Annotated in this window: 18 protein-coding genes and 1 pseudogene; 8 read left to right on the top strand and 11 right to left on the bottom strand. The window is 41.7% G+C overall.

The window, feature by feature from the left end:
• The first annotated feature begins 75 nt into the window (after nt 1–75).
• Together MSHOH_RS24540 and MSHOH_RS24535 are read left to right on the top strand one after the other, a co-directional pair.
• A complete protein-coding gene (locus tag MSHOH_RS24540; RefSeq protein ID WP_052730712.1) occupies nt 76–396 on the top strand; it encodes a class I SAM-dependent methyltransferase in 321 nt (106 codons plus the stop codon).
• A gap of 23 nt (nt 397–419) precedes the next feature.
• Nucleotides 420–680 carry a hypothetical protein gene (locus tag MSHOH_RS24535; RefSeq protein WP_048137814.1) on the top strand — a complete coding sequence of 87 codons (261 nt, stop codon included), beginning with the start codon at nt 420–422 and terminating at the stop codon, nt 678–680.
• 474 nt (nt 681–1,154) lie between these two features.
• Here the strand turns inward: MSHOH_RS24535 and tnpB are convergent.
• A pseudogene (tnpB, locus tag MSHOH_RS04845) lies at nt 1,155–2,265 on the bottom strand (IS200/IS605 family element RNA-guided endonuclease TnpB).
• Between the two features lie 152 nt (nt 2,266–2,417).
• Between tnpB and MSHOH_RS25935 the strand changes: the two are divergent.
• From MSHOH_RS25935 to mtaA, 4 genes are all read left to right on the top strand, one after another.
• Nucleotides 2,418–2,663 (top strand): CPBP family intramembrane glutamic endopeptidase, encoded by a 246-nt coding sequence (locus tag MSHOH_RS25935; protein WP_204245430.1) that lies wholly within the window; start codon nt 2,418–2,420, stop codon nt 2,661–2,663.
• A gap of 363 nt (nt 2,664–3,026) precedes the next feature.
• Nucleotides 3,027–3,845, top strand: a complete 819-nt coding sequence (locus MSHOH_RS04840) for an alpha/beta fold hydrolase (protein ID WP_048137812.1) — start codon at nt 3,027–3,029, stop codon at nt 3,843–3,845.
• 116 nt (nt 3,846–3,961) lie between these two features.
• Nucleotides 3,962–7,327, top strand: a complete 3,366-nt coding sequence (locus MSHOH_RS04835) for a HEAT repeat domain-containing protein (RefSeq protein WP_239451227.1) — start codon at nt 3,962–3,964, stop codon at nt 7,325–7,327.
• A gap of 103 nt (nt 7,328–7,430) precedes the next feature.
• On the top strand, nt 7,431–8,468 hold the full coding sequence (mtaA, locus tag MSHOH_RS04830) for a methylcobamide:CoM methyltransferase MtaA (RefSeq protein ID WP_048143186.1): 1,038 nt from the start codon (nt 7,431–7,433) through the stop codon (nt 8,466–8,468).
• A 420-nt stretch (nt 8,469–8,888) separates the two neighbouring features.
• On the opposite strand, the gene MSHOH_RS04825 is transcribed toward mtaA, so the two are convergent.
• Nucleotides 8,889–10,184 carry a YIP1 family protein gene (locus tag MSHOH_RS04825; protein WP_048137810.1) on the bottom strand — a complete coding sequence of 432 codons (1,296 nt, stop codon included), beginning with the start codon at nt 10,182–10,184 and terminating at the stop codon, nt 8,889–8,891.
• A 714-nt stretch (nt 10,185–10,898) separates the two neighbouring features.
• Between MSHOH_RS04825 and MSHOH_RS04820 the strand changes: the two genes are divergently transcribed.
• Nucleotides 10,899–12,038: an adenine nucleotide alpha hydrolase family protein gene (locus MSHOH_RS04820; protein WP_048137808.1), complete on the top strand. Its 1,140-nt coding sequence runs from the start codon at nt 10,899–10,901 to the stop codon at nt 12,036–12,038.
• Nucleotides 12,039–12,283: 245 nt separating this feature from the next.
• Here the strand turns inward: MSHOH_RS04820 and MSHOH_RS04815 are convergent, their stop codons facing one another.
• Complete coding sequence (locus MSHOH_RS04815) at nt 12,284–12,853, bottom strand: exonuclease/endonuclease/phosphatase family protein (protein ID WP_239451226.1); 570 nt, start codon at nt 12,851–12,853, stop codon at nt 12,284–12,286.
• Nucleotides 12,854–13,672: 819 nt separating this feature from the next.
• On the opposite strand from MSHOH_RS04815, the gene MSHOH_RS04810 reads away from it, so the two are divergent.
• Entirely contained in the window at nt 13,673–14,455 is a 783-nt protein-coding gene (locus tag MSHOH_RS04810) for a hypothetical protein (protein ID WP_158024047.1), read from the top strand.
• A 136-nt stretch (nt 14,456–14,591) separates the two neighbouring features.
• On the opposite strand, the gene MSHOH_RS04805 is transcribed toward MSHOH_RS04810, so the two are convergent.
• From MSHOH_RS04805 to cfbB, 8 genes are all read right to left on the bottom strand, one after another.
• A complete protein-coding gene (locus MSHOH_RS04805; RefSeq protein ID WP_048137804.1) occupies nt 14,592–14,957 on the bottom strand; it encodes a cupin domain-containing protein in 366 nt (121 codons plus the stop codon).
• Nucleotides 14,958–14,998: 41 nt separating this feature from the next.
• A complete protein-coding gene (locus MSHOH_RS04800) occupies nt 14,999–15,655 on the bottom strand; it encodes a hypothetical protein (RefSeq protein WP_239451225.1) in 657 nt (218 codons plus the stop codon).
• A gap of 313 nt (nt 15,656–15,968) precedes the next feature.
• Nucleotides 15,969–16,481: an SRPBCC domain-containing protein gene (locus MSHOH_RS04795; RefSeq protein WP_082089237.1), complete on the bottom strand. Its 513-nt coding sequence runs from the start codon at nt 16,479–16,481 to the stop codon at nt 15,969–15,971.
• 172 nt (nt 16,482–16,653) lie between these two features.
• On the bottom strand, nt 16,654–17,328 hold the full coding sequence (locus tag MSHOH_RS04790) for a PHP domain-containing protein (protein WP_048143184.1): 675 nt from the start codon (nt 17,326–17,328) through the stop codon (nt 16,654–16,656).
• A 768-nt stretch (nt 17,329–18,096) separates the two neighbouring features.
• On the bottom strand, nt 18,097–19,377 hold the full coding sequence (gene hflX, locus MSHOH_RS04785; RefSeq protein ID WP_082089236.1) for a GTPase HflX: 1,281 nt from the start codon (nt 19,375–19,377) through the stop codon (nt 18,097–18,099).
• Between the two features lie 2 nt (nt 19,378–19,379).
• Complete coding sequence (locus tag MSHOH_RS04780) at nt 19,380–19,775, bottom strand: DUF2209 domain-containing protein (protein WP_048137798.1); 396 nt, start codon at nt 19,773–19,775, stop codon at nt 19,380–19,382.
• 229 nt (nt 19,776–20,004) lie between these two features.
• Nucleotides 20,005–21,057, bottom strand: a complete 1,053-nt coding sequence (gene endA, locus MSHOH_RS04775) for a tRNA-intron lyase (RefSeq protein WP_048137797.1) — start codon at nt 21,055–21,057, stop codon at nt 20,005–20,007.
• A 320-nt stretch (nt 21,058–21,377) separates the two neighbouring features.
• Nucleotides 21,378–22,874 carry a Ni-sirohydrochlorin a,c-diamide synthase gene (gene cfbB / locus MSHOH_RS04770; protein ID WP_048137795.1) on the bottom strand — a complete coding sequence of 499 codons (1,497 nt, stop codon included), beginning with the start codon at nt 22,872–22,874 and terminating at the stop codon, nt 21,378–21,380.
• Nucleotides 22,875–22,890: the final 16 nt, after the last annotated feature.

The following is a 22,890-nucleotide window of genomic DNA, read 5'->3' as shown; positions in this document are numbered from 1 at the left end:
TCTATTTCACCGGCCCGAAAGCGGGGCGCACGACTACTAAAGGTGTTGACATTACGTCGGCAAGGGTGAATAAAAATGACCATTGGAAAAGTTCACTTCACGCAAGAAAAAGAAACAATGCTCATGACTCTGTATGCCCGGGCTATGCAGAGCCAATGGGAGGACCCCATCTTGCCGGACCAATGGGCAGAGGACGCAGTTCGCTGCATTGATTACGATTTCAGCAAATTCAAAGTGGGCAAGATCGGGGCGATGATTACCGCAATTCGGGCGAAGAATTTCGATCTGTTGACGACTCAGTATGTCGCGGATCACCCTGATGCAACGGTGCTGCATCTGGGCTGCGGCATGGACAGTCGTATCTTCCGCATCGACCCGCCTGCCAGTGTGGACTGACCGGTCATTTCCCTACCGGACAGATGGTGTTTGATGCTCTCAACCCATTTGCTGCAAAAAATATCACAAACATCGGTGGAACCGGCGCGTCCTACAAATGGGGGCTCGGTGATCCCCAGGATATTAAGAAACTTGAGCCAAAGCTCAACCTTATCAAGGAGTTCAGGACGTCTGAACTGGTCGCATACTCCAGGCTGCCGTTAGCGATGCATGCGATTGTTCGCGTTATGGATACTATTCCCACTCTACGGAGAATGAATCGTGTGCTTCTTTACCGATTTTAGCCCAGCTGGATGATTTCAAAGCGAAATTTTACAGGATTGATCAGCTAGTTGCCAAGTCCATATACGTGAAGAATGAACTTCGGCAAAGAGGGAGCTTTCGTATGAGACAAAAACAATCCAGTAGTACTGCCGAGAGCATGGCCCTTATACGTACCAAAAAGAAAAAGGCCACCTTGAGGCTTCTCCAGACAACACATTTTTTGTAATAATTATAGCTTGCTTGCAATAAGCATACCCTGCGAGTTTAGTGAAAAATAGATTGCCATTAGGTTTACAAATTGTCGGGCCGAGATAGGGCGAGGGCAAAGTTCTGGATAATAGCAAATAAGTTTCGGCAAGCTACTCGGTAGCATTTAAAAACATCCGATTAGTGAACTACCCCTCCCTGCCTGATGGCGAGGAAGGGGCTTCTTGCTTCATCCCTTGAACTACTGTTCACAAGTCCACAAGCCCATCCCCGTAGTTCCTACGGTGTCAGATAACTATAAGATTTTGATCTTGCAGAGAGAATTTTTTGATATTGATTGCAGCATTTATGTCTCTATCATGCTTTGTTTTGCAATCGGGACATACCCATTCTCTATCCTTTAATGTCAATTCTGAATTATGATAACCGCAAACATTACATATCTGGGGAGAGGGCTCAAATTTTCCGATCCTTAGAATAGTCTTTCCTAACCATTCAGCTTTATACTCTAATTTTGTTACAAAACTACTCCACGAAGCATCGGAAATAGATTGAGCCAGACAATGATTTTTTACCATACCTTTTACGTTCAGAGTTTCCAGTGCAATAGCTTGGTTCTCACTGATAAGTTTAGAAGAGATTTGGTGCTGGAAATTGTTTCTCTGATTGCTTATTTTCTCATGGATTTTAGAAAGACGTTGCCTAGCTTTGTTTCGGTTATTAGAACCTTTAACTTTCTTTGAAACTCTCTTTGCAAACATTTCATCTTTAAGAGAATTTTGAGGTATTAGGATTCTCAACTTTTTCTCCATTAGAAAGAATTGCAAAATCTTTTATACCTACATCTATGCCTATTGTATTTGATTCTGATATTTCTTGTTTTTCAGGTGTTTCTTTTCCATCGTCAACAAGAATACTTATGAAATATTTTCCTGTACTTGATTTAGAGATAGTTGCAGTTTTCATTTCACCTTCAAATCTTCTGTGAAGAACTGCATTTACTTCTCCAATTTTGGGAAGTTTGATAATATTTCTATCAAAATTTACCGTGTAATGTTGTGGCATTTGATAGGACTGCACTGGATTTTTCTTAGATTTGAACTTTGGGAATCCAGTTTTTTCTCTAAAGAATTTTGTAAATGCTGATTCTACATTTACCAAAGAGGCGAGTAGAGCCTGTGAATTAGCTTTTTTCAACCATTCGTTAGAAGGCTTTATTTCGTGAACTAAAATCTTTTGTAAGTCGAATCTTGATATTGATTTATTTGATTGTTGATATGTTTTTATCTTCTGTTCTAAAGCCCAATTATAGACAAATCTACATGCGCCAAAATGAACTTTGATTAGTTCTTTCTGATCATTGTCTGGGTAGATTCGGTATTTATAGGCTTTTAACATAATAAATATTATATGTTTTAGAGAGATAAATAGATTTTGTTAAACTTGCTTTGTCGGGAAGTTGACGGCTTTCATCCCCCACCTGTCGCTTCGCTCCGAGGAAGGGGACTTCCCGCCTTAAAGTTAAATTTCTCTGATAGGGCTATCCCCCCATAGAAACGCATATTCCTTTTCTGACTATACCGATACTTTTTGCTGGGTTTTTTATCGGCGCTGCTGGTGAAGAACTGGGCTGGACTGGATATGCCATCGATCCCATGCAAAAACGATGGAATGCACTAACAACCAGCATCATTTTAGGACTGATGTGGTCGACATGGCATTACCCGTCGATGATTCAACAGGGCCGTGACCTGACATGGATAGCATGGGGGATACCATTGGTATGCGAATCCTGATTGTCTGGTTCTTAAATAACACCGGAAAGAGCGTTTTTACAGCCATCCTCTTTCATGCAATAGCCATACCGGCAGGATTTTGTTTCCAATCGACCAGACTCACAACCCACTGGTTGACTACCCGGGTGTACACTATTCGATCATTATAGTTATGGCTTTGATCGTGACATTCCTGTGAGGTCCAAAAACGTTAGCTCAGTACAGGTATGGCCGCTCAGCGGCTTGAAGTCTCTACGCTAATATTTGGGGAAAGATAAGGAGCAGTTTTATAACAGAATGTTTATAAAAAATATAGGGTAAAAATCAAACTTAGAACATTTCTACAGATGAACTGCAAAAGGGGAGTGTATCAGGACGAAAAGCATGCCCGATAAAAGAAATAACGGCATCAAAAGCGGCTATGCTTCCGTGAACGGGCTCGATATGTATTATGAAATCTGTGGCGCAGGCAGACCACTGGTTCTTCTCCATGGCTCTTTGACAACAATTGAGACCTCGTTTGGGAAGTTTATACCATTCTTTGCAAAGACTCGACAGGTGATTGCAATCGAGCAGCAGGGACATGGGCATACCGCCGACGTCGACCGCCCGTTGACATATGAACAAATGGCTGAGGATACAATAGAACTCCTCCGACAGCTCAGGATAGAAAAAGCTGACTTCTTCGGATATAGCATGGGTGCAGCTATCGCCCTGCAGATTGCTATTCAGCACCCTTATCTGATGCGCAAACTTGCAGTTATCGCTCCCGCTTACAGTAATGACGGGCTCTACCCCGAAGTGCTCGAAGGAGAAGAGAAACTGAAGCCCGAAGATCTCAACGGGACAGAATGGCAAAAAGCCTATGCGAGGATTGCACCAAATCCGGAACACTGGCCCGTTCTGATTGCTAAAGAGCAACAACTCACGCGAGATTTTAAGGGCTGGACAGCTGATGAGGTTCAGGCAATTAAGGCCCCTACCCTGATCATAATAGGGGATTCCGATATTGTTCGTCCGGAGCATGCAGTTGAAATGTTCCGGCTGCTCGGAGGAGGGGTAGCTGGTGACCTTACCGGTCTTCCGCGTTCCAGGCTTGCCGTACTCCCGGGCACAACCCACATCACACTGATAGAACGTGCCGAGTGGCTGCTTCCGATGATCGGAGAATTTCTGGACTTACCAATGCCGGAGGAAAAGTGATCGACTATTCCGGATGGCCGAAGACAGGTTGTAGTTTGCAAATAAAAAAAAGCCCCCTGACAAAAGGACAGAAATGAAAAGCGGAAATCTTTTTTAAAAACAATGTGGGGGATCTTGTGCAAGAGATTGAGAGAAACTCAAACGAAGGACTGGAAAATTACCTGAAAAACATGATATTCGAAGACAGAATAGCTGAGGACAGAAAAGAAATATACGATTACTATGTAGAACTTTCCGCCAGGGAAATATTACCAATTACACGCCGGCTCTTCGAAGAAAATCTTACTCTGGTTCATGAATTCAAAATTTCACAACTTGTAGAAAAAGAAAAACGCCTTATAATTTACGGGGAGGCAGGCTTGGGAAAGACAAGCACCCTTAAATGGCTCAATTACATTTTTGCTAGGGACTGCTTTGAGGGAAAACAGGAATATATCCCGCTGTATGTCACTCTTGATTCCTATTGTAAAGGATCTTTTTATGATTACTTGAAAACGAAAGCAAAGCAAAAAGGAATTTTCGGACCTGATTTCAGGAAATTACTCGAAGGGAAAGCCCTGCTGCTTCTGGACGGGCTGGACCTGCTCGCACTTTCAGATAAATTTTCTCCACTTGAAGAGATTTCCAATTTTGTTTCCGATTATGAAGACTGTCGATATGTTATTGCTTCAAGACACGGACCATCGGGAAGCATAAAGAGTGCATTTGCAGTCTGCGAGCTTGAAAAATTATCGGATGAGAAAATAAGGATATTTATAGAGAATTATATCCCTAATAAAAGACGTGCAAAACTTTTGAAAACTGGAATCCTTAATAGAATCAATTCATATCCCTTTATCCGAAACCCACTTTTACTTATGCTCTGGACAAGGATTTCAATTGATCGAATGGAGAGTGCCGGAAATAACAGACCGGCTCAGGAACTTGCTCCCTTTGATTCTGATTTTATTCATTCCAATCGGGCAGAGCTTTACCTGGCTTTCATTTCAGAGCTATTCAGGAGTTACAGAATAAAAAAGGAGACCCTCAGTTCTGAAAACACACTCTCCCGGAAAATAACAAACTCAGGAGAAGTCGATATCGTAAGGGAGAGGATTGAAAATTTTCTAATGGATCTGGCATTCAAGCTCCAGTGCAGGAAAAAGATTTCCTGTAAGTACAGCTACGCCCTTGAACTGGCAGAAAAATATGCGAAACACGATATATGTGGTGGAAAACAGGCCAGAAAAACAGAAGCAAAAGAACTTCTTAAAACATGTTTTGAACTCGAGATCCTTACCAGAAGCTATTCTGAAGTAAGATTCGGAATAGATAGGGCTTTTCAGGAATACTTTGCGGCTTTAAAGTTGAAAACATACCTTGAAAAAGGAGTGGATATTTCAGAAACGTTCAAGCAGCCAGCATGGGAAAATGTGATCATTCTTACTTCGAAGATTGTAGAATCGGGAAATGAACTGGTAAACTCCTTAGTTTCAAGCAGGAATTTAGATCTTGCCTCGAAATGTATAGGAAAAGCCAGCCCTGAAACAAAAGAAAAATTATGCTCAGAACTTGCCAGCAGACTCGACAGTAGATATACAGTGGAGAAAATGAGAGCAATTCAGAGCCTCGGAAGGCTGGGAGCCTGCGGGATCGAAGCCAGTTCAAAAGTACTTGATAACAAGGATGTAGGGGTGAAAAGAGAAGCTGTAAGAACTCTTGGAAAAACAAAATCCGAGATAGCGCTTGCCCACCTTACAGCTGCACTTGGAGATGAGAATTTTTCCGTGAGGATAGAAGCTGTAAAAGCTCTCAGTGCGATAGGGTCCGAAAGAGCCATCGAACTGCTTACAAACGTACTTGGAGATAGGAACCGAGCTGTCCGTCTGGAAGCTACGGACGCGCTTGTGAAGATAGGGTCAAAAAGTGCACTGGAAGTTCTTGTTTCCGCACTTGGGGCAAAAGATGACTTTGTTCGTCTTGGGGCTATAGGGGCTCTTGGCAGGGCAAACCCGCGAGAAGCGGCGGATCCTCTCATAAAAGCGTTTCAGGAAGAAGATAAACTCGTTAGGCTGGGAGCTGCCGAAGCTCTGGGGCAAATGGGATCGGAAAGAGCAGTAGAACCATTCCTGGCTGCCCTGAAGGATGAAGACGAATTTGTACGATGGATGGCTACAAAAGCTCTTGGAAAAATAAAATCGGACAAAATTTCAGATAGCTTCACGGATATACTTGGTGACAAAAGCCGTTTCGTCCGAAGGGAAGCCGCAAAAGCTCTCGGAGTGGTGGGTTCGGAAAAAACACTTGACCACCTTGTCTCCGCACTTTCGGATGAGGATGAATTCGTAAGAAAGGCGGCTGCTGAAGCCATCGGAGAGAGAGGAAATGAAATAGCAGGCTCAGAAACAGCTGCTGAAGCCCTGATAAAAATGCTCAATGATGAAAGCCATTTCGTTCGCCTGGAAGCGGCAAAGGCACTGGGAACGGTAAGGTTCAGGGAAGCTATTTTCCCACTTCTTTTTGTGCTGGGAGATGAAAACCGCTTTGTCCGGAAAGAAGCCGCAAAGGCACTCGGGCAACTTGAATCCGAAAGAGTTCTTGAGTTACTTATCCAGGCAGTTGAATCCGAGAATCAGTTTGTCAGGCAAGGCGCGGTAAGGGCCCTTGGACAGATAAACTCTAACGGGAACCCGAACCAGATACCGGGTAAGATCTTCGATTCTCTGGATAGTGCCTTTGAGGATGAAGATAAGCTTGTACGTAGAGAAGCAGCCAGATCCCTGGAAAATATATCCAAAAATATGCCTGAAAGAGCCTTTGAATCCCTGATTAATGCGCTTGATGACGAAGACGATGAGGTAAGGAGAGTCCTGGCAGGTGTACTGAAATGCCTTGATTCCGAAAAAGCCGTTCCTCACCTGGTCAGCGCTCTCAAATCCCATGACCCTATTGTGAGGAGGTTTGCAGCTGAAGCACTTGGACAGATAAAGTCCGAAAAAACCCTGGAGCCCCTGGTAGATACAATGCTTTTCGATTCAACCGGATTTGTAAAAGGGGAAGCTGCCCGGTCTCTTGGAAAAATAGGTTCCAGAAAAGCCATAGAACCTCTTATTGACGCACTCCTTGATGAAAACAATGAAGGCAAATGGGGAGCTGCCGAAGCATTGGGCATGATTAAAGCTGAAACTGCAGTCGTTCCTCTTATTCTTGCTCTTGATGATAAAGACGATTTCACAAGGCTGGCTGCTGCAAAGGCTCTTGGAAGGATAAAACCGAAAAAAGCTATCGAGCCACTGATCAGCACGCTTTACGACTGGAACCGCTTTGTAAAAGCAGAAGCTGCCGGAGCTCTCATGAAAATCTGTACAAAAGCGGACGAAGAGAGGATGCAGACATTACTTGATTCGGAAAATGAACTTGCAGCAAACCTTGCTTTTGAAATCCTGGAAGAAATTGAAATAGAGGAGTTGTCAAAAACCATGCTGTTTCCGGACTTGCAGTAGCTCCAAAAAAGGAACAGATTTGAATAAAACGATCAAATAATTTACAGAAATTTAAAAAATCGGTTTGAAAAAACGCCATTTTAAAAATATCGGAGCCAGAAAAATGGAAAGAAATCTCAGGAAAAACTTTCTTGACACCCTCCATGGAAATCCGGTTGACAGGGTTCCTGCCCTTTCTGTTACCCAGACCGGAACCGTAGAATTGATGGATATGACCGGAGCAGCCTGGCCGAAAGCACACTCCGACCCTGAAAAGATGGCAGCACTCGCCCTTGCAGGTCACGAGATTGCAGGCCTTGAAGCCGTACGCTATCCCTATTGCCTGACAGTGATTGCAGAAATTATGGGCTGCGGTGTGAGGATGGGCACAAAAGATATCCAGCCCTCGGTCCTGTCCTACCCTTTCTCAAAAGGGCCCGAAAACCTCAGAGTGCCTGAGAACCTGCTCGAAAAAGGAAGAATTCCCACCATCCTGAAAGCGACAGAAATCCTCGCAGCCCGTAACGGGAATGGAAAACGAAGTGAAATTCCTCTCATTGCAGGCATGGAAGGTCCTCTGACAGTTTTTACTCATCTTGCCGAAGTTAAAAACTGCCTTATCTGGGCACTAAAAAAGCCCGACTATTTTGATATGTTCATGGAAACCTGTACTGAACTCTGTATTGAGTATGCAAACTCGCTTTTTGAACGCAGTGCAGATGCCCTCTGTATGCCCGACGGTGGAATAGCCGGCTCAAGAATGATGCCCCCTTCAGTCCTTGAAAATTCGGTCAAACCCTTCTACAAACACCTTTGCAGAAAAGTAAACGGCCCTGTAATTCTTCATATCTGCGGCGATGTCGGTGATTCCCTGAAAACTCTTTCGGAATGCGGTTTCGAAGCCGTCAGCATAGAAGAAAAAGTCAGTTTGAAAGCTGCAAAAGAGGCAATTAGCGGTAGGGCAAGGTTGATCGGAAATGTCTCTCCCTCAAGAACTCTGCTTTTTGGAACCCCGGAAATCGTGAAAGAAGAAGCAAAAGATTGTCTTTCCGCAGGTGTGGATATTCTTGCCCCGGGCTGCGGGATCGCACCGAGAACTCCGCTTGCAAATATAAGGGCACTTGTGGAAGCGAGAGATGAATGGTATAAAGAAAAGGATTGAAAAAACTATGAGAAGCAGGTAAAATATAGGGTGAAAATAGTGATATTGGATCATAGGAGCTAACTTAAAGGACCTCTAACCAGTAAAACACTATTAACCAGTAAAACAGTATTCGTTATATCAAACCGTTTTTTTGTCCCTTCCGACAAAGGAGAGTGTCCTTTCTCGTGAAAAAAACAGAAGAAACAATTTCATTATTGACAAACCCAGCGAGGTCAGAGGGGTATTCTTCGAATATCTCTTCCTCGTTTAAAATTTTCTCCCAGGCATCCCTTTTTTCTTCAAGGAAAACGGAGAACTTGTTTTTTTAGCCATACCACTTGTTTTTTTAGCCATACCATATATTCTCTTCATTTGTTTGTTAGTATGATCGGCATTCAAAGAGCTTAACTTTTCTCCTGTCCAAAAACAATAAACCGGTCACTCAACTATCTCCAGATTACCCCACGTTTCAGGCTCATAAGGCCAGGCCCTTGCCGGCCAGCGTCCGGTTGCGATACCCGATCCCCAGTCGAGAACTGCAAATCCCAGTTCGGCAGGAAGCTGCTCTACGTTGATATCTCCGGGGTCAGCGCTTCGAAGTGGTACCACCCATTCCTGCACCCAGAATCCATCAGAGTAATTACCGGCAACCATACCATTCTCTTCCTCTCTGGCACCTCCGCTATAATGGGCATCTGCAAAGTTACCGGGTCCGTACACTTTAGCACCGTTGTATTTGTAATCATCACGTCCGGTTGACAGATTGTGGTCATGAGAGTTTCCGTCCTGTTCGAAATGTATGTCCATAGAATTTTGCCATACCGGATCACCTTCCCATTTTATGAGGATATACAGGTTTTCACTATCATGTTTGGCTGCTATTGTGTATTCAACGTCTTCGGATGTGAAATTCACCTCTTGTGTCTCCTGCCATTTATCTTCAGGAGTGTAATACCCGTCTACAACAGGGATTGAACCATAGGATGCAGTTATATTTGATTCAACATGGGATGTGTCAGTGTACTCATGATCGAAAGGTAATGTGTTTTCAGTAGACTGACCGCAGGCCTCAGTAGAAAAACCACTGCTGAATACCATAGCCATTGGAATAGCTGCGATTATGATATTTATTACCAGGGGAATACCAACTAGGGCAAATATCACCCGTTTCATTGACATCCTGTGTGCTTCGGAAAATCCTACAAAAAGTATATAGAAGGCGTAGTAGGTGAAAAGTATAACTACAGCCATCAGGAAAACAATTGATACTATGTCAAACAGCCCTCCCTCCAATCCATTTTTTTCTGCAATATGCAGTATCAGCATCATAATGCCTATTGAGGGAAGGATGAACACCGAAGCTGACAGGTAGTAGCAAAATACCCGCAGGGTTGTTTTAAAGTTGCCATTTGCGCCGCATATCATGAGCAGAATATGATATGTGAATGCATTCAGAGGAACGGATATGGCCATAACGAATAAAGAAAACACAAACGCTCCTGCAGTCACTAAAATGATGCAGGAAAGGTCCATTTCTGACAGATAATCAGCGAATGTTAGCATTATGATGGGTGTGGACAACAGCGATGCAATGAATATGGTAAAAATCATGAAATTCAGAGGCTCTTTGAAACTTCCGGATGTGGGCATCTCTTTGAAGAAGTCTCGAGGTTGTGTGAGAATATATTTAGTCGTATTGAACCATTCTTTGAGATAACCTGAGATAGAGAACATTTTGAATTCCACCAATATCTATTGAAATTTTTAAATTTTCTTCATGTCTTTGAAAGTCAGTAAAAACAAATGGTAGCTACTAATGCCAGCGCTGAGAAAACATTGGGTTTCATCCTTGTTGCTCCTGTTATCATTGAAAGTCTGGATATTGAGAACTATTGCGGAAACAATTTTATTAAAATTGCACAGTTCTTGAAAAGATTTACACATTCCCACTATAAAAAATATCGTCTAACGTTTTAAATAAAAACAGTTTTTTTAAATAAAAAGGAAAGTACTATTTTTCAATTAATATTTTTTATAAAAATAATAAGTCTTTGTGTAAAAAAGGCAGAGAGTGAGGCAAATCAGTGTACATTGGTTTCCCATATAACAAAACTAAACCATATAATTTTGAAAGATTTTCAGGTTATATTATCGCAGTACAAGATTTACCTACGTTTACAGTTCCTACGCTTAGCGAATATCTGTAAAACTTTTTCTAAGGCTCTATTCAACCAGAAAAGCTGCGATAAGAGTTAAAGCCAAAAGGGCTTTCTCATCAATTATTATAAAAATTAGTTAATTTTAAGTATAATTATATTATAGGTAATAATAAATTATGAAATTGAACAAATTCTAAACTAAAATAGTAATATTAATTATTTTTTAGCCTATCTTCAGTATCCAAATATAGATCATTCAAAATTAAAACAATATATCTGGGGGGGGATTATGACAGAGAATGAATACTTGAAAAGATGTAGCAGGTGTATATTGCCCGAAACGACACCAAACATTACTTTTGATAAAGATGGTGTTTGTAATTTTTGCCATTCTCACGTAAAGGTCCAGTACGAAGGGGAATCAAAACTTAAAGAATTATTGTACTCGCATCGCAAAGAGAGCAACAAATATGACTGCGTTATAGGAGTCAGCGGCGGAAGGGATAGCAGTTACGCACTCCTCAAACTTGCAAAAGATTATAACCTGAAAGTTCTGGCAGTTAATTACGAAAATCCATTTACTGACCCTCAGGCTAAAACCAATATTGAAAATGCTGTAGAAGCGTTGAACGTTGATGTTGTTAGTTTCAAATTGAAGAATAATATTCATGAAAAAACATTTAAACATAATTTTACTTCGTGGCTTCGCAAACCATCTCCTGCATCCATACCTATGATGTGTATTGCCTGTAAATTAATTCTTCCAAATATAATTAAATATGCAAAAAAGTATGATGTGAAATGTGTAGTTACAGGGGGTAATCCGTATGAATATATATCTTTTAAAAGGGAGTTACTGAATGTTTCAACAGATGAAAATTACATGAATCTCTTAACAAAAAGTTTTGGTATAAAAGGGTTTGGAGGAGTAGCTAACGAAATGTTAAAAAATCCTCTTTACTGCCATCCAATGTGTATTCCCACAATGATAACAGGATTTTTGTATGGAAACCCTTACAGCTTCGGACCCAGATTTTTGTCCCCGGATATTGAGTTTATAGATATATTTCACTACATTCCCTGGCAAGAAGAGGAAGTTTTGTCAAGAATTAAGCAGGAATTGAACTGGGAAAGCCCTAAAAGATTCAGTTCATCATGGAGATTTGACTGCACTGTAAGTCATTTAAAGGATCTAATGTATATGAAAACGCTTAATATGACCGAAAAAGACGATTTTTATGCTAAAATGGTTAGAGAAGATCTAATTACTCGTGAGGAAGCGCTCATAAGATTAAAAGATGAAAACAAATTGCACATGAATGAAATACGGAAACTACTTGATAGCACTGGAATCAACGACCTTTCTCATTTACAAACCGATAAAAAGGACATAATTCTAAAGGAATTAATGGCCGAAAAAATCGGATAATTTTTCTTTAAATATTACAAATATTCTGACCCATACAACCAAAAAGGAATTCAGGCAGTTTATCCAATAAAATCCCGGGTATTTAAGAAATCCTGGGAATTTAAGTATTCTACTGAATTTCCGCGATTAAAGGCATGTGATCGCTTAGAGTTATCCAATCTTCATATTTACCGATAGAAAAAGATTTCCTGCTATTAATAAAATCGACAGACGTAAATATATAATCGATATGATAAGGAGTTTTTTTATTTTTCCTGAAATATAGTGTAGGATCTCTCAGTCCCAAACTTTACTTTTGTTAATGCGTGATACATACTGGAAATTTCAAACTGATTTAGCAGATTAATTACATCGGTAAGTGTCCCATGAAGAGGATATTTAGGGTGCTCACTATCCCAGATGACATTCCAGTTGAAATCGCCTGCAACAATTGTTGGAGACTTGAACATGGTTTTATAAAAGTTCAACGACTGCCAGACTTCTCCAATATACCTTCTTCTCGGATCCTCTTTATTGTTCTGTGACCAGACAGCAATAAGATTTATTTCTCTATCTTTATGCACTTTGACCGGAAGGACATACCTGTAGCTTTCACAATATGACTCATGAATTGCAAATTCAAAGTCATTGAAACTAAAAACAGCCAGGCCCTTATTTTTGTTATCGCCTATCCATAAAACATCGTTATAGAACTTGTTTTTGAACTTGTCCGGATGCTCACATTCTGGAACTATTAATAAGTCAGGCTCATAAGGAAGAATTTGCTCGTATTTCTTTCTGAAAGCCATGTTACAATTCCAGGTTATAATTCTCATATTAACACCATTAACGCGATTACTGACCACTAAAAATCTTCAGCTACAAATAGAGTAAGATATCTCTTAAAAGTAAGAAATACCAAGACAAAAAGTTTGTTCTTTTGATTGAACTTATCCTAAAACTTAAAATTGCTTATCTAAATAACAGGATTAAAAACGGCAAAAGCCTGAAAAGGACTCAAACGAAGCAGAATTGAACGGTACCTGAAGAACTCTTTTACACATTCGTTTTATTGTGTTATTAATTTTCAAATTTATCTTTCTTCTCTTCTTTTTGGGTAGAGCCGCCAGACAAGCTGGCGGGGTTTCCTATATTATGCGAATTTAGAAACCCTTTTCGGGATAAGAGAAATTTCTGATCCATACAACTTTATTCACTATACTAAACCATTCTTGTCCCGCCCGAACTTCGCTTCGGGATCGCGGAAAATCGAAGATATTCTGGGAGTTGAGGTGTAATAACAGCACGAGGTCCTTTTCGCTTCGCTCAAGAGGACTAATTAAAATCTAGACCTGTAAAATGTTATTCGCTATACCAAACCGTTCTTGTCCCGCTCGCAGGCGAGCGGTCTCTCCCACGAAAAAAAAGCAATTTCACCATCAACAAACCCGGTGAGACTCCTGCCTTTAATGTTAGATTCATGAATGGAGAGGGAAAAAAGACAATAGTTTGAAGAAAAATCAAAATATTTTCCATTCGAAAAACAAACTATTAATAAATGTAAAAATTAGTGTATAGTAAAGCAAGACTATTATATAGTGATACTCTAAAAATAAATATTTCACGAAAGTTGTTCAGATAGGAAGAGGCAATATATGACAAATGTCCCCACCCTTGACGGAATTTTATTGTTTGTTTTTGTTCTGACATTTATTCCATTTTGGACTGCCTTTGTGATATGCTATGTGGTTTATAGACGATTGGGAATAGGTCTTTTGGGCGGATTAACCGGAATTATTTCTTTTGTCCTTACTGCATACCTGCTGGATTCTGCTCTCTGGATACGCGGGATCATTGCAGGAGTATTTGGAGGCATTATTCTGGTAATAGCGCTTTCAAGACATTATAAACCCATAATTCCTAATTTTAGAGTTGACAATAGAACTGTTGCTTACACATTGGTAATAGTGGGGCTAATTTTATCAATTTATTTATACTATTCATCTGAAAAAGCTGATCTGGAATTTTGTATAGACGACCCTTCAGATGATGTCAGTTACTCTGGTTATACAGAACCTAAACTTGCCGGGCATGACAACATTGACATATTACGGCTGAAATCGCGTGTTGTCGAAGACTCTGTGCTTCTGGAGATGGAACTTGCGGGAGAGATTGATGAGAATAGTACTGCAGAATATACTTATTATATAGCTACTCAGGAACAGAGTCTCTGGACTCTCACTATAGATGAAAAAGATATGGAAAAGGAAGGCAATATTCTTCGAGCATATATTCCAGTCGAATCCTTCAAAAATCGAAAAATCTTTCATGTAGTTGCCGTTGCTTCTGAATATGATATGTCTACTGATTTAAATCTGAATGACAGTTGTTCTAACAGGGGAGACTTTTGGGAAATTCTGAGGATATTGACCTCTTAATTAGACTTTGTAGAAATTCTGATATATCCAATCCGCAAATACTAATTATATTTTCTTCATTTCAGTGCAATTATGCTATCTGTTTTTGCTTCTCAAGGAACTCCTTCAGTGTATCAAATCTCTCAGTAAGTACTAATTACTCCATCAATTCCGTATCCTCATGCGAATACGCCGGCGCACAGCAGCAGAGAATTTTCAGCTCCTTTTTATCGGCGTTCCTGATTCTGTGCGGAGTTCCCGGCCGGATACAGATTGTATCTCCTGCACGGACTTCAAACTCCTGGCCGCCCAGGGTCATTACCCCGCTGCCTTCCGTGATATGATAGATTTCTTCGGTTAGCCGGTGTTTGTGAAGCGATGTTTTTCCTCCGGCAGGCACAGTGGCTTCGGCAAGGCTCTGTTTTGAGTTGCCGTGAACTGCAGGGTGCATGAGCTCACGGATTATTGAACCGTCTTTTGTAATGTAGGGTTCTACTTTTTCATATTCGGTTTTTAGTTTCATTCAAAACTACTGGAACTGGCAACTATATAATAATTTTTATTTCAAAGAGGAGGTGAAGGTTCATCTTCCTGTAAAAACTCAGAAAAGAGCATAGGGCAGTCAGGGATTTTCTCGGCATCTATCATAATCAGATTGAGATAGAAAGGTCCACCGCGCTTAATATCTATAGGAGCCGAATCTACGAATTCCCGGATGTCAGCGGGATGTTCCAGATAAAACTTCTCGAGTTCCGGACGGTTCAGGTTTTCTTTGCAGGGAAGACCCACTGCGTAGATTCTGGAATCTAAAAGGTCTTTGGCTCCTGCATCCAGAACAAGTACAAAAAATGAGTAGAGGCCGTGAGGTAGATCAAGCATATATCTGGCATCTGCTTCAAGCTCGGATAATAAAAGGTTCCTGGTTGTTTTCCTGTATACCATCAGGATCAGTACCTTGTCTCTGGAAAGAAGTTCCTGGACCGTGTCCGGCAGGAAGAGGTTTCCAAAGACGAATTCGCAGTCTTCATAAGTCGAAGCCGTAAAATCGTTTCTAACAAACAGCAGGCCATCCTGGTCAGAAAGTGAATAACCCATATTACCTTCAAGGTCAATTATCGGATACTTACCTGCAGAAGTATCCTGCCAGAATCTGTCAAGAGCCTTATCCTCTATTCGGGACAACAGATGTATACATTTTCCAACAGCAATGCTTTCCAACACTAAACCCCCTGATACCCTGGCTCATTTTCAGCCAGGCTTCCCCGAGTTTACAAAATCCATTTGTCGAATAAAAGATTGCAAAATACTATCCTAGAGTAATATATAAATAGCATTATATAAATGCATAGCCATGAAAATGTATCGAAGAACTCAGAATTCAAGAAAACAAGTTCGGAAAATAAATCCAGAGAATAAATAAGGGGAACAAATTCAATGCAAATCCAGTAAAACGTAAATTCGAAAAAATGTATAGATGAAGCGAAATCAAAATCAGTTCATAGCCCTTTTATCACAAATAAGGGATCTTTAAACTTCACTTGACCTTTTCCGCTCTCTTTTTAAGAGCACTGTTCATATCTCCGAAACTGCGTACCGTACCTTTCTCTATAGACCACGAAACGCTGATAAAAGGAATTGCAATTCCACTAAATTTCTCTTTCTGTATGAAACGTACCCTGTGACCTGAGATCTCTTCAAGGATGAAGCTGTGCTCCCCATCCAGCAGCCCGGGGAAAAAGAAATTTCCTTTCCAGGTAAACTCTTTTCTTGGCTCCAGGCAGATGATCCTTGGATGAAGAGTCACACCTTTTTCCCACTCAGGCTTCATATGAACTTTAATTTTGCTTCCAACTTTCGCCTCTCCACTGATTTCCTTTATATAAGGGTTCCACTGGGGATAGGCTGCAAAATCCATAAGAATCTGCCAGATGCGGTCTGCAGAAGCGAAGATTTCAATTTCCGTGCTTATTTCTTTTTTGAACCTGATAGTTGCAACTCCTGTCTCATTTTTCCTGCTTTTTCCTAGTCTATCGAAGGCAAACTTCATAATTCTGCTTATTTTAGTCTAACCTGGAGTCAGGAGAGATAAGAGTCAAAAGAGACGAGAGTCGGAAAAGATAAAATGAGATGAAGAACCAAACAAGTAATTCTAAACAACTAACTCAAAACAATTTACTCAAAATCATTTATCTAATAGTCTTTTAAGATCTCCCAGTCCTTTAAGATCTCCCGAATAATTTTCTCTTTATTTTTCGCCTTGCGCTTCCTGACATCTGTTCAAGGATAATTGGAGTGGGCGTGTTTTTGCCTGCAGGGGCAACTTTTCCTTCCCTGATTGCCTTCAGTATGGCTTCCACAGTGTTCTCAGAAGCGTCGATTTCAGTATATGCCTGCCCTACCATTTCGGGAATGTGGGAATCACTTCCTGCAACTCCCGGTATTCCAAGCCTTTTTGCCTCAGCCAGGGCTTTTCGGTTGGCTGAATTGAAAAGACAGCGAGAATTAAAGACCTCAACTGCATCGATATCAAGCCCTTCAAAACTTCCTATCCCGTGGGAACTGCGCTTGAACGGGTGAGGAATAATAACCGTGCCTCCAAGTTTCCTTGCCTGTCGGATCGTTTCTTCCGGGCTTAACAGAGGCTCAATGTTTTCCCTGATCCCGAGAACCAGGATATGTCCTTTTGAGGAACTCACTTCCACTCCCGGAATTACTGTAATTTCAAGCCCGAGTTCCAGAGTTTTTTCCGCACAGGCAAGCCCGCCTTCCACGGTATCGTGATCACAGATAGCAAACCCGTCAAGTCCTCTTTTGCGGGCAATCTCAATGATATCCCTGTGGCTTGAATTACTATCTCTCGAATGCTCGGAATGTACGTGAAGATCGAATTTCATGATAATATAAAAAATGCCAGTTGAATTTATATAAATTTTGAAACGGAAGTGAGAAAAAGAGAAAGAAAGCATACTCTAAGATTCCCTGAGTCACAAGAAGATAGCGAAAAATAATTAAAAAGGAATATGAGAAAATAGTGTGAAAAAGTAGTGTGAAAAAGTGGTGTGAAAAAATAACATGAAAAAAATAATCAACGAACGGTTGTGGGATTTCAGGATGTTAGGTTCACACTTTAAAGAAAAGAGGTGCTGCCTCCAGAAAGAAAAACCCGTCCGCGTTTGTAGTTACGGCAGGATAAAATAAAAGCCTTTCGTTTAAGTACGAACAAATTGAGATTTAAACAAAATCAAGTTAAAACCTATAAGAGGGTCTTCTTAAAAACAACTTTTCAAGATATCTTTAAAATCTTTTCTAGAACCATATGTTAACAAAAATTAACAGAAAAAAGCCAAGACTCTATAAATTGAATTCGGAAAAGGAGGAATAACGAACGGGCACGCTTATTTAAAAAATCTGGTGTAGGGGTAGTTTAGGATATTAGGAGGGTCTGATATTTCCAGTAGACACCCGTTCGCAAATAAACAAACGACTTTAGAGTATAAAGGTCTTTCGTAAGCATACGAACAATATTCAAATTATACAAAAAAATTTCTGAAAAGAAAAATATTGGCAAACATGAGGGTAATATATTAATGATTTTTATAAAATTGGAAAAGTTTATTATTAGTTCATAACCCTCTGAAAAAGCACTAAAAATCTTATTTAACCTACTCATCAGGACCTAGCTCCAGAGATTTTATCCTGTTAATTATATCTTCTCTGGCTTCATAATCCACTGAAATTTGTTCTCCATACTCAACCCTGTGTACAATGCCTTCATCGTACAGCCAGGAGAGAATCGACATCCCTTTTTCAGAATTAGGTAGAGAAAAAGAGTAGAAAGACCATGCAGGGAGATGTTTGGTTATTTCAGCTTTTAACTCCTGCATGCCGATTTTCTTTTTTGCAGAAACAAATACGGGATTGGGAGCCATGTAGCCAATTTCTTCCATAACAGCTTCAAGTTCGGACTCTTCAAGCAGGTCTATTTTGTTAAGCACCGTGATTACGGGAACTCCCTGAATGCGGTCCCATAGTGTGTCGTGGGACGTGGAAAGTTTCTGCAGAATTATATCAGGTCTTTCACTTACATCAACTACCAGCAGGATGAGGTCAGAGAGAAAAATCTCATCAAGGGTGGATTTGAAAGCATCGACCAGCCAGTGCGGAAGCTCCTCTATGAATCCAACGGTATCCGTCAAAAGAGCTTTTCTTCCGCCAAGATCAAGGGCTCGGGTAGTGGGCACAAGGGTTGTAAAAAGCATATTCTGGGCTTCAACACTTTCATCAACAATAGCATTGAAAAGGGTGCTTTTTCCGGCATTGGTGTAACCTGCAAGGGCTACAAGAGAAAAACCTTTCCTGTGCCGGAAAGCCCGCAGGGACTCATCATCTTTTCCGGCAGACTCAAGTTCCTCTTCAATCCTTGTTATTCTTTTCTTTAAATCCTGTTCGTAGGCGTCCTCATAATCCCCAAGCCCCATGAAACCTGCCCTTTCTTCTTTTTTAACAAGGGAAACAATGGCTCTTGCTCTCGGGATCTCATACCTGAGTCTGGCAAGTTCAACCTGTAACTTGGAGCGGCGCGTGGTAGCTCTTTTTGCAAAGATCTCAAGGATAAGCTGGAACTTGTCTATTACCTGGCACCCGCAGATTTCCGAGATATTAAAAAGCTGAATTGTGGAAAGCCTGTTATAGAAAATTACCTTTCCGGCTCTCCTCTGTTTCACAAGTTCGGCAAGTTCTTCTATCTTTCCTTTCCCGAGCTGGTACCTGGAATCAGGAAACCTTGTCTGAGTAAGCTGCCCGACCGGGACATAGCCTGCGGCTCTTGCAAGCTCTCTTAATTCCTCAAAGAGATATTCACTGCGTTCAGGGTCTGCCCGCGGGTTTGTCCTTTTTACCAGAACTACCCGGCTTTCGGTTTCGGTTTTCTTTTCTGCTGGAATTTTTACGCCTCAATATTAAGTTCTTTAATGAGTAAATTTCGAGCACTCAGAGAGATGTGGTGAGCAAGTTCGATAGCTCTTCTCTCAGCCATGGACTCCTGGTACTTAAACGGCCGGGAAAACATGCTTTCGGGAACCCAGAGGGGCTGGTTATACATGTCCCCTTTTTCTGCCACAATCGTACCCTCAAAGGAAAGCTGGTTAGCCGTATCCTCAATTAACTGAACGACATCAAGAAGACCCGGAGCTCTTTTGAGCCAGACGGGTAGAATTTTCACCTGTTTTACCTTTTCGATATGGTCAGCAGAAACAGTGAGAGCTGCTGCTGCACATACCATATAATAGCCGCCTTCTATCCTGTGCCTGCCCGAAATGTCCACTGCGATAATGTCCCACATTTTATACTTCACCCTCTTTACGGGATGAAAACCCGATCACGAACTCTTTTGAGAACGGTGAGTATGTTTATTCAGATAAATAATAAAGCCAGTAACAGCCGATAACAGCTGTTAGTAGCCAGTAATAGGCACAACGGTAAGGCCTATAATGTTCACTCGGTTTTGCTTGAAGAAACAATACAAAGAGAGGCAATATAGGTCAATACAGAAATACAGAACAATTACAAAATCACATTTTGACCCTGCTTATATCCAGATACTCGACTTCTTCGCCTTTCTCGACTGCAAAAAGCATTCTTTTGCGTACACTGTTTGCAAGCCGGACAGCCCCGGACATAACCGGCAGCCTGAACTCGTAATCTTCAGGAATAACATTTACAAGGTACTCGGAATGAGGGATTTTTTCTATTGATTCGACTTTTCTGTAGACCCTGAAATGGGTTCCGAACTTAAAGCCTGTCTTTACCACATGTCCTGAGTCACGGAGGGCTTTATAAGCACCGTATTTTCTCAGGAAAGAGCCTTCAATTTCCGAGACTTTTTCAACAAACTCATCGAATGAAAAGACCTTTCCTTTCCTGTCCCTGACAACTATGACCCCTCTGGAAAAGAGGTAGAGGGACTCAACAAGGGAAAGCTGCAGCCTTTCAGAGTCGAGCATTTTTCCGTAGAAGCCTCTGGCATAAAGAGCTGCGGAAACCTCGGCATCCCAGGCAATTACCCTGTCTTCAAGGAAGGTTGCATCGGTTTTGACTTCTGGGAACGGCTCAGGCATCTCTCCTTTCGGAGAAGCGGACTTAATCTCGTAAAAGGTAAGGTCACTTTCTTCGTCCACGACAGCAAGGATAAACTGCTTGTGTACGTTTTCTGCCGAAGCAACCGATTCCTGCAAAAGCTTCACAGGGAGAAGCTGCCTTTCGGAAAGGACATGAACAAATATTTTTGCCGCACTTTTTCCGGGATGGCTGCCTCTCGGGTATACCCTGAAGTCTGCAGCTGAAGGCTGGACGTAAAATCCTCGCTCTTTGAGGTCCTTATAAACGATATACTTAAGTTCGAAATTCTGCTGCCTCAGAGAAGCCTGTTCGAAAAAGACCCTGAAATCAAGCAGTTTTCCTTCAAGCTCGATATCGAGTTTTCCTCTGGACTGAAGGTATGCAGCCTCCACAAGTGAGAGTTCAAGTCCGTCATCTCTGGGACGCCCGAAATAACCTGTTTTGTAAAGTTCGGCCAACGCTTCCTTTCCTGCGAGGACCCGGTCCCCTTTAAGTTGTGTTTTCAATAGATTCACCTGAAAAGAAAATAAGATGAAAATAAGTTTTATAAGAATTTATTTTGTAAGATTTTGGCTTTTAACAATCTAATTTACGCCGGACTGGATTGTCATTCTGACTTTTAAAAATCCAGCCATTAATAAACGGTGTATAATAATCTGGCTTAATATAATATTGTTTTTTCTACCTTCAAAAGCCGATTACCCACAGCCTCCGATGCTTGCTGACAAACTCAGTACCATGAGATGCAGATATTACAAGCGAACAATATATCGCCTCATGTCTTTCGGTAGAAAATCAGGCTATATTTGCTTATCTGAATAGATATTTAAAGAGAAGCCCCGGATTCCTTGAATTTACGGGCAGCTTCGACAAGCGAGCCTGCAAGTTCTCTGTATGCAACCCCATGCAGGTGAGCGTAAGAGCCAAGGGTGTTGTTGACAATAAGCCCGTCCCTGTCACCTTTTATCCCGGTGCCGCGTGAGAGGGTTATTGCAAATTCCGCGTTATCAGGAATTTCCCGGATTTCTGAATGATGAAACTCATGCCCTTTGAAGCTGTTGCCTTTTTTCCCTATAAGGCAGTCCTTCTCAAGAGTCCCTATATTGTAACTGACAACCCTTGTCTGCCCCATAATTGTGTGGCCCGGAAGCGCTCCAACCATTGAATAGGTTGACTCGGGCATGGAGGCATCGTGATAAGTGCCTTTTCCGGGAACTCCGGTACTGATTTTTTCCGTAAGGTACATGAGCCCGCCGCATTCGGCATATATGGGCATACCTGCAGCAGAAGCTTCTCTGATGGCTGTCCTCATGGACTCATTGGCTTCAAGTCCGGCTGCAAAAAGTTCGGGGTAGCCCCCTCCTATGTAGAGGCCGTCAACATCAGGAAGTGAGGGGTCATTTACAGGACTGAAGTAAACAATCTCCGCACCTGCAAGTTCCAGCAGGTCAATATTGTCGCGGTAGTAAAAATTAAAAGCTTCATCAAGGGCAACCCCTATTTTCGGCCTGGGATAGTCTGCACTTGCATCGGGAGAAAAAATACTGTTTTCCTGGACTGTCAGGGGGCTTGCACTTCCTGCGATTTCCAAAAAGCGATCCACATCAATTCCTTTATTGATAATCTCTTCAATGCCGTGAAGCCTGTTCTCAAACCCTCCGTCTCCAAGCCTCCGCCTGCCTTCAAGAGCTGGCATAAGCCCGAGGTGGCGCATGGAAATCTGCATTGAGGGGTCCCTTGGAATTATTCCTATTACCGGCACGCCGGTATAGTATTCTATTGCCTCTTTTGCCTTCTGTGCGTGGCGTCGACCTCCGATATTGTTGAGGATTACCCCTGCAATTTCCACATCAGGGTCGAAATTCTTATAACCGCTTATAAGGGCAGCAGCGGAACGGGTGATGCTACGGGCATTGATTACGAAAACTACAGGGCATTTAAGGATCTTCGCAATCTGAGCAGTGCTCCCGAGGTCGCTTAAACTCTCAAAACCCTCGAAAAGCCCGCGGACACCTTCGATAATTGCAATATCAGCACCACCTCCGGTTTCACAGGCGTGGGTATAGACATCAAGAATCCCATGCTCATCCATCAGGTATCCGTCAAGGTTTCTGCAGAACCTGCCCGTGATCTCGGTGTGGTAACTGGGATCGATATAGTCAAGGGCGACCTTGAATGGCTGGACTTTATACCCTTTTGAGACAAGGGCAGCCATAAGCCCCATGGAAATTGTGGTCTTGCCTGAGGAAGAACGGTCTGCGGAAATAAGGACTCTGGGAATGCTCCCTACCTCTTTTCTGCCTGGCTGGTTGCTGTGGGACATGCTTTTCAATACCCCT

Origin of the sequence: Methanosarcina horonobensis HB-1 = JCM 15518 (assembly GCF_000970285.1) — an archaeon.
In the GTDB taxonomy this organism is placed as follows: Archaea; Halobacteriota; Methanosarcinia; order Methanosarcinales; family Methanosarcinaceae; genus Methanosarcina; species Methanosarcina horonobensis.
This window is presented reverse-complemented; position numbering and strand designations above follow the sequence as displayed.